We start from the raw sequence: 13,196 nt of genomic DNA, 5'->3' as shown, positions 1-13,196 counted from the left end.
GCGGATGAACATTCAGCCATCGCTGGCCACCCACCACTTTCGCCACGCAGGGCTGCCCTGCCACGCCATCTGACTGGAGTTCTCATGGACCTATCGCCAAGAGAGAAAGACAAGCTGCTGATCTTCACCGCCGGCCTGGTGGCCGAGCGTCGCCTGGCCCGAGGGGTGAAGCTGAACTACCCGGAGGCCATGGCCTACATCTCCGCGGCACTGCTCGAAGGCGCGCGCGATGGGCAGACCGTCGCCGAGCTGATGCATTTCGGCACCACCCTGCTGAGCCGCGACCAGGTGATGGACGGCGTGCCGGAGATGATCCCGGAAATCCAGATCGAAGCCACCTTCCCCGACGGTACCAAACTGGTCACCGTCCACCAGCCGATCGCCTGAGCATGAGTTACTCGATCATGGACGCCAGCGAAGCCGACCTGCCCGGCATCCTGGCCATATACAACGACGCGGTGGAGTTCACCACGGCGATCTGGAACGAAACGCTGGTGGACCTGGCCAACCGACGTGCCTGGCTGGCCGAGCGCACGGCCAGCGGCTTTCCCGTGCTGGTGGCACGCGACGCCGACGACGAGGTGCTCGGCTATGCCAGCTATGGCACCTGGCGCAGCATCGAGGGCTTTCGTCAGACCGTCGAGCATTCGGTCTACGTGCGCGCCGACCAGCGTGGCCGTGGCCTTGGCCCGGCCCTGATGCAGGCGCTGATCGCGCGCGCCCGCGCCGCCGACCTGCACGTCATGGTCGCTGCCATCGAGTCCGAGAACAGCGCCTCGATCCGCCTGCACCAGCGCCTCGGCTTCGTCACCACGGGGCAGATGCCCCAGGTCGGCCGCAAGTTCGGGCGCTGGCTGGACCTGACTTTCATGCAACTGATTCTGGAGTGAGCACCTGATGATTCCCGGCGAATACCAGATTGCCGACGGCGAGATCGAGCTCAATGCCGGTCGCCGCACACTGACCCTGTCCGTGGCCAACAGTGGCGACCGTCCCGTGCAGGTCGGCTCGCACTACCACTTCTTCGAAACCAACGATGCGCTGCTGTTCGACCGTGCGGCGACGCGCGGCATGCGCCTGAACATTCCGGCCGGCACGGCGGTGCGCTTCGAGCCGGGGCAGAGCCGCGAGGTGGAGCTGGTCGAGCTGAGCGGCGCACGCCGCGTGTTCGGCTTCGCCGGGCGCGTGATGGGCGACCTGGATTGAGGTGAGGTTTGTAGGAGCGGCTTTAGCCGCGATAACGGTTTCGCGGCTAAAGCCGCTCCTACAGAAGAACCGCAGCGCCTCATGCCCTGACAGACAGAAAGACAAACACGCGCCAGCCTTCGCACCACAAGGGAAGCGAATATGAAAATCAGCAGACAAGCCTACGCCGACATGTTCGGCCCCACCGTCGGCGACAAGGTGCGCCTGGCCGATACCGACCTGTGGATCGAAGTGGAGAAGGACTTCACCACCTACGGTGAAGAAGTGAAGTTCGGCGGCGGCAAGGTAATCCGCGACGGCATGGGCCAGGGCCAGCTGTGCGCCGCCGATGTGGTCGACACCCTGATCACCAACGCGCTGATCATCGACCACTGGGGCATCGTCAAGGCCGACGTCGGTCTCAAGGACGGGCGTATCGCCGCGATCGGCAAGGCCGGCAACCCGGACATCCAGCCCGATGTGAGCATCGCCATCGGCGCCGGTACCGAGGTGATCGCCGGGGAAGGCATGATCCTCACCGCCGGCGGCATCGACACCCACATCCACTTCATCTGCCCGCAGCAGATCGAAGAAGCGCTGATGAGCGGCGTCACCACCATGATCGGTGGCGGCACCGGGCCGGCCACCGGCACCAACGCCACCACCTGTACCTCGGGCCCCTGGCACATGGCGCGCATGCTGCAGGCCGCCGATGCCTTCCCGATGAACCTCGGCTTCACCGGCAAGGGCAACGCCTCGCTGCCGGAGCCGCTGATCGAACAGGTCAAGGCCGGCGCCATCGGTCTCAAGCTGCACGAAGACTGGGGCACCACCCCGGCGGCCATCGACAACTGCCTGAGCGTGGCCGACCAGTACGACGTGCAGGTGGCGATCCACACCGACACCCTGAACGAGTCGGGTTTCGTCGAAACCACACTCGGCGCCTTCAAGGGCCGCACCATCCACACCTACCACACCGAGGGTGCCGGTGGCGGCCACGCGCCGGACATCATCAAGGCCTGCGGCTTCCCCAACGTGCTGCCGTCGTCGACCAACCCGACCCGGCCGTTCACCAAGAACACCATCGACGAGCACCTGGACATGCTCATGGTCTGCCACCACCTCGACCCGAGCATCGCCGAGGACGTGGCCTTCGCCGAAAGCCGCATTCGCCGCGAGACCATCGCCGCCGAAGACATCCTGCATGACCTCGGCGCGTTCAGCATGATCAGCTCCGACAGCCAGGCCATGGGCCGTGTCGGCGAAGTGATCACTCGTACCTGGCAGACCGCCGACAAGATGAAGCAGCAGCGCGGCCCGTTGCCCGAGGATGCCCCAGGCAACGACAACTTCCGCGCCAAGCGCTACATCGCCAAGTACACCATCAACCCGGCGATCACCCACGGTATCAGCCACGAGGTCGGCTCCATCGAAGTCGGCAAGTGGGCCGACCTGGTGCTCTGGCGTCCGGCCTTCTTCGGGGTGAAACCGACGCTGATCCTCAAGGGTGGAGCCATTGCCGCCAGCCTGATGGGCGACGCCAACGCCTCGATCCCGACGCCGCAACCGGTGCACTACCGGCCGATGTTCGCCAGCTATGCCGGCAGCCGCCACGCCACCAGCATCACCTTCATCAGCCAGGCGGCATTCGACGCCGGCGTGCCGCAGCAGCTTGGTTTGCAGAAGCAGATCGGCGTGGTCAAAGGCTGCCGCGAGGTGCAGAAGACCGACCTGATCCACAACGGCTACCTGCCGAGCATCGAGGTCGACGCGCAGAACTACCAGGTCAAGGCCGACGGCCAGTTGCTCTGGTGCGAACCGGCCGAGGTGCTGCCAATGGCGCAGCGTTACTTCCTGTTCTGATTCGCTGGCGGGTTTCACCCGCCCTACGGCACAGGTGATTGCCCCGCCTGACGAACGCCAGTAGGGCGGGTGCAACCCGCCGCTTCACTCACCGGCGCCCAGATCGTCGGTCCTGGTATCCCCGGCCCAATCGATGGGGTAGACGCCCCTGTTCACCCAACGGTGAAACGACGACCAGGGCCAGTCGCGCACCCGCGTCACCAGCCCATGCTTGAGCGGGTTGCCATGCAGGTAGTCGAAGTGCCGCCCGTAGTCGTGCTCATCGCGAATCAGGTGCTCCCAGAAGCGCTGCTGCCACAGCGTGCCCTGCCCCTTCAGCCGGCGCCGCTCGCTCATCAGGTCGTCACGCAGGTGAGCGCGGCCACAGGCATGGGTGACATGTCGCTTGATCAGCCGCCAGCGATTGGAGAAGTCCTTGTCATCGGGTGGCAGGCGCCAGATGGCATGCAGGTGATCTGGCAGCAATACCCAGGCGTCGATGGTGAAAGGTCGAGTGAGGCGCACCGTCTCGATGGCCGCGCGCAGGGCCAGGCGAACATCGGGATGGGTGAGGATGGGCTGGCGTCGTTCGCTGACCAGCGTGAAGAAATAGCAGCCACCGGAAACGGCGGCACGTCGATAATCGGGCATGGCAACATCCTTGTTGCGGATCTGGCTGTGGCGGGTTTCACCCGCCCTACGGATGAGCTGCAGGGCGGATGCAACCTGTCCGGCGGGCCGATTCAGGAGGCCTGTTTCATCTCGTCGTAGGCGCTCAGGTAATCACCTGCCAGTTGCTCCTTCTGCCGTTCGCGCAGCAGCTTGCCGGCCATCTGGAAGAAGGTGCGTTCCTCTTCCCGGAGGTGATGTTCGACCTTGTCCGCCAGGGCCTTGGCCTGTGCCAGCCAGCTCGGGCTGCTGGGGTCGGTCGCCTCCAGGTCCTCGATCATTTCATCCATCTGGTGATGCTCGGCAATCGCATGGCGCGACAGGTCGACGCCGGCATCCTGCTGCATCAGGGGAATGTAGAAATGGCGCTCCTCGGCCACCGAATGCACGGCCAGCTCCTGCTTGAGCTGGGCGAACAGGGCGTGGCGTTCGGAGCTGTCCCCGTGGGTGGCGACCAGCTTCTGCGCAAGCTCGCGCTGAAGGTCATGGCTGAGTCGCAGCGCTTCGAAAATCGTCATGCAGGCACCTCTTCCTGAGTGATGGTCGTAGTAGAACTAGACCCTCGACGCGCCGAGAGGTGCCGCATTCGTTCAACGCAGCTGGCTATCCTTGCTGCCACGCCGGTTGTAGCCGGTGAACGCGGCGTTCTCGCGGTCATGCTCGGCCTGGCACGTCACGCACAGGCGCACGCCGGGAATCGCCTGGCGGCGCGCTTCGGGAATGAGCGCGTCGCACGCCTCGCAATGACGCAGGCTCTCGCCTTTCGGCAGCTGGCTACGGGCACGCGCAACGGCGTCCTCGATGCTGCTGTCGATCTGCTCCTGTACCGCGTCGTCGTTCGCCCAGCCACTGGCCATGCTCAGCCTCCTGTAGTTCACCGCACAGATATGCGCCCGGTGAACCCGAAGTGCAAGCGCAGCCCATCGGCAGGGCTACTCGCGGACTTCCATGAACTCCTTGGCCCAGACGATATAGTCCTCGGGCATGGTGTACTTGTGCGTCAGCTCGGTGGCGTTGAGGTCGCAAGGCTGGGCACCGCGCTGCTCGCGCAGGCAGTCGTAGGTGGCCTTGATCGCGGCGAAGTAGGCAGCGTGGCCGTTGACCACGATACGCACGCCCAGGCGCGCCAGGCGCTGGTTGTCACGCAGCTGCGGATTGCCGTAGGTGACCAGCATCAGCGGCACCTTGAGGCCCGCGGCGATCTGCTCCAGATGAGCGAAGTCCTTCACGCCCACCAGGCAGATGCCGTCGGCGCCAGCGGCTTCGTAGGCGCGGGTACGGCGGATCACCTCGTCCACCTCCAGTACGCCGGCGTGGGTCCGGGCGATGATCGCCAGGTCCGGATCGACACGCGCCTCGAGCGCCGCGAGGATCTTGCCGACCCCTTCCTCGATAGAGATCAGGTCGGTGGACTTGCGTCCGAACTGGGCCGGCAGCAGGGTGTCCTCGATGGTCAGCGCGGCGACGCCGGCGCGTTCCAGCTCGACCACAGTACGCATGACATTGAGCGCGTTGCCGTAGCCGTGGTCGGCGTCGGCGATCACCGGCAGGCGCGACACGCGACCGATGCGCGCGGCCTGCTCGACGAACTCGCTGAGGGTGATCAGCGCGAAGTCCGGGGCACCCAGCACCTGGAGCGAGGCGACGGAGCCGCCGAGAATGCCGACCTCGAAATCGAGGTCGGCGGCGATGCGGGCGGACATGGGATCGAAGACCGAGGCGGTGTGGTAGCAGCGGTCGGAAGCCAGCAGGGCACGAAAGGCGCTGCGTAGCTCATGATGGGATGCACGTTGCAGGATGGGCATGGGGCGTATTCCAAAGTCGGTTGAATCGCTTTTTTCTCTTTTTAGTAATGGCGTAGACGTGACGAATGCTAGCGCAAGGCACTTGCTGCCAGCTTTCAGCCAGGCCCGCCTGGCCAATGACCAGCAAATTACCGGCCAGCCAGCTCCGCCGGCAGCGTCGGGAAGAAACCTCCGCCGGTCAGCAGCCCGTAGGCCATCCAACCGGCGACGCCGAGGTAGAACAGGCGCGGCAGCCAGGTCGCCAGCATCTGCTGCTGCGAAGCCAGCTGCTGCGCCTGCATGCGCGCGAAACGCAGCAGCGCCTCTCCCGGCCGGCCTGTCGCCTCGCCCGTGTTGAGCACGCCGATCAGCATCGATTTGCCGGCGAAGGACAGGCCATCGAAGGCACGCACCAGCGACTGCCCCGCCGCGACGCGAGGCGCCAGGCTGGCGAAATCCCGCCGCAAGCGCGGGTTGCTCACGGCGCTACAGGCACGTGGCAAGGCATCGAGCGCCGGCATCCCCGCCTCCAGCAACAGGCCGAGGCTGTCGCAGAAATTGCGGATATCCGCCCGGCGCAGCAGGCTGCCGAGCACCGGCAGCGCCAGCAGCAGGTCGTCGAGCGGGCCTGGGTGTTCCGCGCGACGGCGCTGCAGACGTTGCCACGCCAGGCGCACGACGAACAGCACGGCCAGCAGCCAGAGCAACGGCAGCAGCACGGCCAGCAGGTAGCCGCCGACACCCAGGCTGCCGGCGACCAGCGCCGGCAGGGGTTTGACCAGCAGTGCCAGCAACAGCACACCCGCCGGCATCAACAGGCGGGAACGCAGCTCTCCGGCCTGGCGCGCCTGTTCCCCGTAGCGCTGCGCCAGTTGCTGGTGGATATGCGCCAGCGCGCCCGCCTCCTGGGCTGCCCGCAGCAGGCTGCTTTCCAATGGCGTGAACACGCCACTCAGCTGGCCGGAACTCGCCAGGTCACGGCCTGCGCCGACCATCTGACGCAGGCGCTGCAGCGCCGGCTCATGCCGCGCCCCCAGGTTCAGGCTGGCCAGCGCTCGATCGACGGGTACGCCAGCCTGCTCCATGGCATGCAGGTGCGCGAACAACTCGGCGCGGCGGGACAGGGCAAGCGGGGGAAGACGACGCGGCATGATCGGACTCGCTACGGATTGCAGCGCTCAGGTTAACCAGTCGAGACAGCGCTCGCTACGGTTCGACCGGCGGCATCGGTGCGTGCGGCAGCCAGCGTTGGAGAATGGCGGCGAGACTGCCATCCTCGTGCATCTGCCGCAGCGCACGCTGCCAGCGCGCCACGCGCACCACCGAGGTCTGCGGCGAGAAGGCGATGTAGTAGGCCGAACGCATGAACGGCACATGGGCGGTGACGTCCTGCGGCTTCAGGTCGACGGTGGCCAGCTCGCCAGCCAGGGTCAGGTCCTCGGTGGCGATCAGCTTGACCCGCCCATGCTTGAGCATGGTCATCATCTGCTTCGGCGTGGACACCCCGTAGAGGTTGTCGAAACCACGCGCGCTGAGCGTCTCGAAGGTGTACCACTGCTTGGGCAGGGCGAGCGGCCCGCTCGCGGCGGCCTGCTGCAGGTCGTCGATGACCAGGTTGCGCGACCTGAGCGAGTAGAAGCTGGTCGTCCCGACCACGATGGGGCCGACCCAGAGAAACTTGCCCTCACGTTCCGGGGTGCGCACGGTGGAGAACAGGGCGATGTCCGCCTGCTGCTGGGCGAGGTAGAAGGCGCGGGTCCAGGGCATCAGTTCGATCTTTCCGCTGTCGCCGGTGCGCGCCAGCAGGGCCCGGACCACCTCGACGGAGAAGCCGCTGACCTCGCCGTCGCGCATGAAGCTCATGGGCGGGGTGTCTTCGGTGAGCAGCTGCAACTCTGCCAGCGCAGGGCTGCACAGCATCGCCAGGCAAACGCACGACAGCCACCTCACCAGCTTCATTCCTCCCTCCCGCCTGCGGCCGGGCACTCAGCGCAGCCCATCACTCGACACTCAGCAGGTCGGCCAGGGCCTGCTCATCGGCCTCGGGAAACCAGTGTCGATAGATGCGTTCCAGACTACCGTCATGCCGCATTTCCTGCAGCGCCCGCTGCCAACGTGCGACACGGGCAGCCTGGGTGCGCCGGGAAAAGGCGATGTAGGAGTCGTTGGCCATCAGGTCGAACTGTTCCTGCAACTGACAGGGCCTCATGCCCTGCTCGGCGAGCATGCCATTGAGCGTCAGGTTGTTGGCCAGCAGCAGCTTGACCCGGCCATGGCGGAACAGGCGCAGCATGTCCTGGGGGGTCGACACACCGTACAGGTTGTCCAGTTTCTGCTCGGCCAGCAGCTCGTAGCTGTACCAGCGCTTGGGCACCGCCAGGGTGCCGAGGCGACGCACATCGTCGAGGTTGGCGACCCGCAGCCCGGCCTCCTTGAGCGTGTAGAAGCGCGTATGGCCGTGGGCGATCGGCCCGACCCACTGGAAATCGGCCTCTCGCTGGGCCGTGCGGACAGTGGAGAAGATCGCTGCGTTCGCCTGCTGGCGAACCTGGTGGTAGCCACGCGTCCAGGGCACCAACTCGATACGCGCCGGCTCGCCGGTACGGCGGATCAGTTCCTCGACCACCGCCACGGCCATGCCGCTCGGCTTGCCATCCTCGAGATAGCTGAAGGGTCGATAGTCCTCGGTATAGAGCTGCAGTTCGGCGGCAGACAGACAGGTGCAGACACTGCAGAGCAGCGTCACGACACAGGCCTTGAACGTCGGATTCATTGCACACCACCATCTGGATCGGGCCCTGCAGCGATTTCAGGGCGATCGGTCAGGCGATGATAAACACCCGTCCCCGCTCTCACCAAGAACCTCCTGGCGCGGTCACCGTCATCACCTGCGGCTCCAGCAACAGTTGCAGCGGCGTGGCCGCGCGTTCACCGCTGAGCGCGCGCTGCACCAGGCGCACCGCGTGATCCCCCATGGCCTGCGGCTGCTGCAACAGCAGCGCCTGGAGCTGCCCGTCGTGCAGGGCATCGAACAACAGCTCGCCACCGTCGAAGCCGACGAAGGCCACCTGGCCCGCCCTGCCCATCTGCCGCAATGCCGCCAGGGCCGCACGGGTGCTGCTGCCGTTGGGGCTGAACAGGCCATCCAGCTCCGGCATCATGCGCGTCAGCGCCGCGACCATGCGCTGTCGGTCAGCGCCCAGGTAATCATCGAAGACCACCTGCAGGCCCGCCGCATGGGCCGCCAGCAGGAAGCCGCGCTCGCGCTCCTGGGTCGACTGCAACCCCGGCTGCAGGCGCAGCAGCGCCACCCGCTTGCCGGCGCCCAGCTGCTCGGCCAACTGCTGCCCAGCCAACTGACCGGCAAGGAAATTGTCCGTGGCGACCAGCGCATAGGCCCCTTCGCCGGCGACGCTGCGATCGACGTAGACCGTGGGGATGCCCTGCTCGCGCAGGGCGACGACACGCGCATCGATGGCGTCGCCGGCCGGCGCGATGATCAGGGCCTTGCAGCCATGCGCGAGGACGCGCTCGATCAGTTGCAGTTGCACGTCGACGCTGCCCTCGTTGGTCGGGGCTCGCGTGTAGATATCCATCTGCAGATCATCGGCGCTGCGACGTGCGCCCGCCTCCAGGTCCGTCCAGAAGGCCGAGGTGCTGGCCGGTATCAGACCGATGCAGTCGCGCGCCATGGCCACCTCCGGGAGCAGGAGGGCGGCTGTCAGCAGCAGGCAAACGAAAGAAAGGACTCTTGGCATGTTCGACTCCCAGCCATTGCCATCACTTTAGCATCAGGCGTTGACCTCATGCCCCTGTCGCGAAGCTGTCGGCTCATACTTTTTAACCTTCCAAACCGACGGTCGGACTAGCCCTGACGCCTCAGGCAGGCGATCATCCGGGTTCCGTCGCAGACTCCAGCTACCATGACCACCACCATCGACAGCCCCACCCCGACGCACAAGCCCCGCCCGTTGATCGACCTGGCCATCAGTATCCTGATCCCTTCGTTCATCCTGATGAAACTGAGCGGCGAACACCGCCTGGGGGCCGATGGCGCGCTGTTGCTCGCCCTGGCATTCCCGCTGGGCTGGGGGGCGTTCGAGCTGATCAAGTACCGCAAATTCAACTTCATCGCCCTGCTCGGTCTGATCAGCGTAGCGCTGACCGGCGGCATCGGCCTGCTGCATCTGGATACCCAGTGGCTGGCCGTGAAGGAGGCTGCCATTCCGGGCCTGATCGGCATCGCCGTGCTGGTTTCCACGCGCACGCGCTACCCGCTGATTCGCACCCTGCTGTTCAACAAGACGGTGCTCAACGTCGACAAGATCCATGAGCGCCTGGAGCAGGGCGGCCACGTCGAACACTTCGAGACCCGCCTGCTGCGCGCCACCTACTGGCTCAGCGGCACCTTCTTCTTTTCCTCGTTCATGAACTACGTGCTGGCCAAGTGGATCGTCACCAGCCCCGCCGGCACCGAGGCCTTCAATGACGAACTGGGGCGCATGACACTGCTCAGCTACCCGATGATCGCCATTCCCTCGATGATCATGCTGATGGCCATCTTCTACTACCTGTGGAAAACCATTCATGGCCTGACCGGGCTGAGCCTGGAAGAGATCATGGCCAACACCGGCCAGGAGTCGTAAGCCCGGGAGCAGGCTGGCCCGTGCGCCGGCCTTGCTGAGCATGCTCGGTCTCTCCGCCTACCCGGCCCTGTTCCTCTCCGCTCTCGGTGCGGCGACGCTGTTGCCGCTTCAGTCCGAGGCGGTTCTGGTCGCCCTGCTGCTGGCGGGCGAACATCCTGCCTGGGCCCTGCTGCTGGTGGCGACGCTGGGCAACGTGCTGGGCTCATGGATCAACTGGCTGCTGGGGCGCTCCATCGAGCACTATCGGCACCGGCGCTGGTTCCCGGTCAGCCCGGCCCGCCTGCAGCAGGCTCAGGCCTGGTACGCGCGCTATGGGCGCTGGTCGCTGCTGCTGAGCTGGATGCCGGTGATCGGCGACCCGCTGACCCTGGTCGCAGGCGTGATGCGTGAACGCCTGTGGACCTTCCTGATCATCGTCACGCTGGCCAAGGCAGGCCGCTACATGGTGCTGGCGGCGCTCACCCTGGCCTGGCCATGAGCGCTGCCACAGCGGCCGGGCGCTCTGCCCGCTTGCCAGTTGAGTGCACAGGGCCGCTCGCCGATACTGCGCAGCGCGCCATGCCGTCACGGCCCGACCGCCACGGCAGCCATACGGCCCCTGGGTCGACCAACAGCAGCCTCGAACGAGGCATGCGGCCCTCATCCGAGGCCTAGCGAACGAGGAATACCGGTGTCCGTCGTAGAAGCCAAACCCAAGCTGAAACGCAGCGATCTGATCTGGACCCTGATCGGACTCTGCGCCGTGGTGTTGTCTGGTGTCCTGCTCTACCGCGAACTGCGCACCATTTCCCTGGACGAGATCAAGGGCAGCCTCGAAGCGATTTCCCACCTGAACTGGGCACTGGCCGCCGTGGCCACCCTGGGCGCCTACTGGGCACTGGCCTGGTATGACCGCATCGCCGTCGCGCACCTGGGCAAGCAGATTCCCTGGCGCTTCATCACCCTGTGCTCCTTCACCACCTACGCGCTGGCCCACAACATCGGCGCCTCGGTGTTCTCCGGCGCGGTGGTGCGTTATCGCGCCTACAGCAGCAAGGGCCTGACACCCCAGGAAATCGGCGTGCTCATCGTCTTCTGCTCCTTCACCTTCGTGCTGGGCACACTGCTCGCCAGTGGCTGCGTGCTGATCGCGCAACCCGAACTCATTCACCGCGTCGCCAGGATCACGCCGCTGGTGTCGGTGATCATCGGCAGTCTGCTGCTGGGCGTGGTCGCTCTCTACGTGCTCGGCTCCTGGCGCCAGTTCAAGCCCTGGACGCTGGGCAAGGTGCATGTCGAATATCCGCGTCTGCGCATCGTCAGCCGCCAGTTGCTGGCCGGCCCGCTGGAGCTGCTCTGCGCGGCGGCGATCATCTACTTCGCCCTGCCGGCGGACAACCACCCCGGCTATCTGGTGGTGCTCGGCGTGTTCCTCGCCTCCTTCTCCCTGGCCCTGCTGTCCCATGCCCCCGGCGGGCTCGGCGTGCTGGAAGTGACCTTCCTCGCCGCCCTGCCGGAGATCCCCGCTGCCGACGTGCTGGCCGCGCTGATCGTGTTCCGCGTCTTCTATCTGCTGCTGCCGTTCGCCCTGTCGCTGCTGGTGGTGCTGGGCTTCGAATGGACGCAGTGGCAGGAGCGGCGCAAGGCGAGCTGATCGCCGACTCGCCGCATCGGCGAGGCTGACATAGAATACGCGGCCGTTTTTCAGGCCCGCCGTCGCGGCGGCTGCCTTCCGGGTCGTCGCGATGCGGCGTCATACCTCTTCCCGGTCACTTTCAGGCTCTGCGTTCCATGTCCTTCTCTACCCCCGCCCGCGCCTGCGGCATCGACTTCGGCACTTCCAACTCCACCGTCGGCTGGCTGCGTCCCGGCCAGGACAGCCTGCTGGCCCTGGAAGACGGCAAGATCACCCTGCCCTCGGTCATCTTCTTCAACACCGAAGAACGCCGCCCGGTCTATGGCCGCCTGGCCCTGCACGAATACCTCGAAGGCTATGAAGGCCGCCTGATGCGCTCGCTGAAGAGCCTGCTGGGCTCCAAGCTGCTGAAAAGCGAAACCACCGTGCTGGGCAGCGCCCTGCCGTTCAAGGACCTGCTCGGTTTCTTCATCGGCGAACTGAAGGCACGCGCCGAGGCCCAGGCCGAGCGCCCCTTCGAGGAGGTGGTGCTGGGTCGCCCGGTGTTCTTCGTCGACGACGACCCGGCTGCCGATCAGGAGGCGCAGAACACCCTGGTGGCCGTGGCGCACAAGCTCGGTTTCAAGGAGGTGTCGTTCCAGTACGAGCCGATCGCTGCGGCATTCGACTACGAGTCGAGCCTGGCGCGTGAGGAGCTGGTGCTGATCGTCGACATCGGCGGTGGTACCTCCGACTTCTCCCTGGTCCGTCTGGCACCGGAGCGCCATCAGCTGGCCGAGCGTCAGGCCGACATCCTCGCCACCGGCGGCGTGCACATCGGCGGTACCGACTTCGACAAGCAACTGTCGCTGGCCGGGGTGATGCCGCTGTTCGGCTACGGCAGCCGGATGAAGAGCGATGCCTTCATGCCGACCAGCTATCACCTCAACCTGGCTACCTGGCACACCATCAACGCCCTGTACGCGCAGAAGACCCAGCTGGCGCTGCAGAACATGCGCTACGACATCGTCGACGCCACCGGCATCGATCGCCTGTTCGGCCTGATCGAGCAGCGCGCCGGGCACTGGCTGGCGATGCAGGTGGAAGAGAGCAAGATCGCCCTCAGCGAAGAGGATTCGCGCCCCATCGACCTGTCGCGCGTCGAGCCGGGCCTGGTCGCCGAGCTGACCCGTGCGCTGTTCGAAAGCGCCATCGAGCCGCTGCTCGAACGCATCCGCGCCAGCCTCACGCAGTTGCTGGCCGATGCCGGCGTCAGTGCCGACCAGGTCGACACGCTGTTCTTCACCGGTGGCTCCAGCGGCGTGCCGGCCCTGCGCCAGAGCGTGGCGGCGATGCTGCCCAACGCGCGCAGCGTGGAAGGCAACACCTTCGGCAGCATCGGCAGCGGCCTGGCCATCGAGGCCAAGAAGCGCTACGGCTAGGCCGACCGCCCTCTTCGGCCACGCCTCGCGGAAC

The 13,196-nt window shown here is 66.0% G+C and carries 16 protein-coding genes; 8 read left to right on the top strand and 8 right to left on the bottom strand.

Features of this window, described 5'->3' with window-relative positions:
• The first annotated feature begins 84 nt into the window (after positions 1 to 84).
• The 4 genes from ureA to ureC all read left to right on the top strand — a co-directional run bounded on the left by ureA (position 85) and on the right by ureC (position 3,048).
• Entirely contained in the window at positions 85 to 387 is a 303-nt protein-coding gene (gene ureA, locus JLK41_RS03565; protein WP_210390364.1) for an urease subunit gamma, read from the top strand.
• A gap of 2 nt (positions 388 to 389) precedes the next feature.
• Positions 390 to 890 (top strand): GNAT family N-acetyltransferase, encoded by a 501-nt coding sequence (locus JLK41_RS03560; RefSeq protein WP_210390362.1) that lies wholly within the window; start codon positions 390 to 392, stop codon positions 888 to 890.
• 7 nt (positions 891 to 897) lie between these two features.
• Positions 898 to 1,206, top strand: a complete 309-nt coding sequence (locus tag JLK41_RS03555) for an urease subunit beta (RefSeq protein ID WP_037052530.1) — start codon at positions 898 to 900, stop codon at positions 1,204 to 1,206.
• 141 nt (positions 1,207 to 1,347) lie between these two features.
• Positions 1,348 to 3,048 (top strand): urease subunit alpha, encoded by a 1,701-nt coding sequence (ureC, locus tag JLK41_RS03550; protein ID WP_037052527.1) that lies wholly within the window; start codon positions 1,348 to 1,350, stop codon positions 3,046 to 3,048.
• An 84-nt stretch (positions 3,049 to 3,132) separates the two neighbouring features.
• On the opposite strand, the gene JLK41_RS03545 is transcribed toward ureC, so the two are convergent.
• The 8 genes from JLK41_RS03545 to JLK41_RS03510 all read right to left on the bottom strand — a co-directional run bounded on the left by JLK41_RS03545 (position 3,133) and on the right by JLK41_RS03510 (position 9,172).
• A complete protein-coding gene (locus JLK41_RS03545; RefSeq protein ID WP_134678055.1) occupies positions 3,133 to 3,678 on the bottom strand; it encodes an REP-associated tyrosine transposase in 546 nt (181 codons plus the stop codon).
• 92 nt (positions 3,679 to 3,770) lie between these two features.
• Entirely contained in the window at positions 3,771 to 4,214 is a 444-nt protein-coding gene (locus JLK41_RS03540; protein WP_037052521.1) for a hemerythrin domain-containing protein, read from the bottom strand.
• 72 nt (positions 4,215 to 4,286) lie between these two features.
• Positions 4,287 to 4,553, bottom strand: a complete 267-nt coding sequence (locus tag JLK41_RS03535) for a DksA/TraR family C4-type zinc finger protein (protein ID WP_037052517.1) — start codon at positions 4,551 to 4,553, stop codon at positions 4,287 to 4,289.
• Between the two features lie 75 nt (positions 4,554 to 4,628).
• On the bottom strand, positions 4,629 to 5,492 hold the full coding sequence (locus tag JLK41_RS03530) for an isocitrate lyase/PEP mutase family protein (RefSeq protein ID WP_210391186.1): 864 nt from the start codon (positions 5,490 to 5,492) through the stop codon (positions 4,629 to 4,631).
• Positions 5,493 to 5,629: 137 nt separating this feature from the next.
• Positions 5,630 to 6,631: a type II secretion system F family protein gene (locus tag JLK41_RS03525; protein WP_210390361.1), complete on the bottom strand. Its 1,002-nt coding sequence runs from the start codon at positions 6,629 to 6,631 to the stop codon at positions 5,630 to 5,632.
• Positions 6,632 to 6,686: 55 nt separating this feature from the next.
• A complete protein-coding gene (locus tag JLK41_RS03520; protein WP_210390359.1) occupies positions 6,687 to 7,439 on the bottom strand; it encodes a substrate-binding periplasmic protein in 753 nt (250 codons plus the stop codon).
• Between the two features lie 40 nt (positions 7,440 to 7,479).
• Complete coding sequence (locus tag JLK41_RS03515) at positions 7,480 to 8,253, bottom strand: substrate-binding periplasmic protein (RefSeq protein ID WP_210390357.1); 774 nt, start codon at positions 8,251 to 8,253, stop codon at positions 7,480 to 7,482.
• A gap of 79 nt (positions 8,254 to 8,332) precedes the next feature.
• Entirely contained in the window at positions 8,333 to 9,172 is an 840-nt protein-coding gene (locus tag JLK41_RS03510; RefSeq protein WP_244976474.1) for a substrate-binding domain-containing protein, read from the bottom strand.
• Positions 9,173 to 9,403: 231 nt separating this feature from the next.
• On the opposite strand from JLK41_RS03510, the gene JLK41_RS03505 reads away from it, so the two are divergent.
• The 4 genes from JLK41_RS03505 (at position 9,404) to JLK41_RS03490 (ending at position 13,162) form a co-directional block, all read left to right on the top strand.
• Positions 9,404 to 10,126, top strand: a complete 723-nt coding sequence (locus tag JLK41_RS03505; protein WP_037052502.1) for a VC0807 family protein — start codon at positions 9,404 to 9,406, stop codon at positions 10,124 to 10,126.
• 40 nt (positions 10,127 to 10,166) lie between these two features.
• Complete coding sequence (locus tag JLK41_RS03500) at positions 10,167 to 10,604, top strand: YqaA family protein (protein ID WP_037052499.1); 438 nt, start codon at positions 10,167 to 10,169, stop codon at positions 10,602 to 10,604.
• 192 nt (positions 10,605 to 10,796) lie between these two features.
• Positions 10,797 to 11,759, top strand: coding sequence for a lysylphosphatidylglycerol synthase transmembrane domain-containing protein (locus tag JLK41_RS03495; protein ID WP_037052497.1), 963 nt, complete (start codon positions 10,797 to 10,799; stop codon positions 11,757 to 11,759).
• A 137-nt stretch (positions 11,760 to 11,896) separates the two neighbouring features.
• The gene (locus JLK41_RS03490) at positions 11,897 to 13,162 is read left to right on the top strand and encodes an Hsp70 family protein (protein WP_037052496.1); all 1,266 of its coding nucleotides are present in this window, start codon (positions 11,897 to 11,899) and stop codon (positions 13,160 to 13,162) included.
• Positions 13,163 to 13,196 lie beyond the last annotated feature (34 nt).

The sequence above is a fragment of the Ectopseudomonas khazarica genome (genome assembly GCF_017915135.1).
Lineage (GTDB): Bacteria > Pseudomonadota > Gammaproteobacteria > Pseudomonadales > Pseudomonadaceae > Aquipseudomonas > Aquipseudomonas khazarica.
The sequence above is the reverse complement of the archived record's forward strand: the minus strand, read 5'-3'. Positions and strand labels throughout refer to the sequence as shown.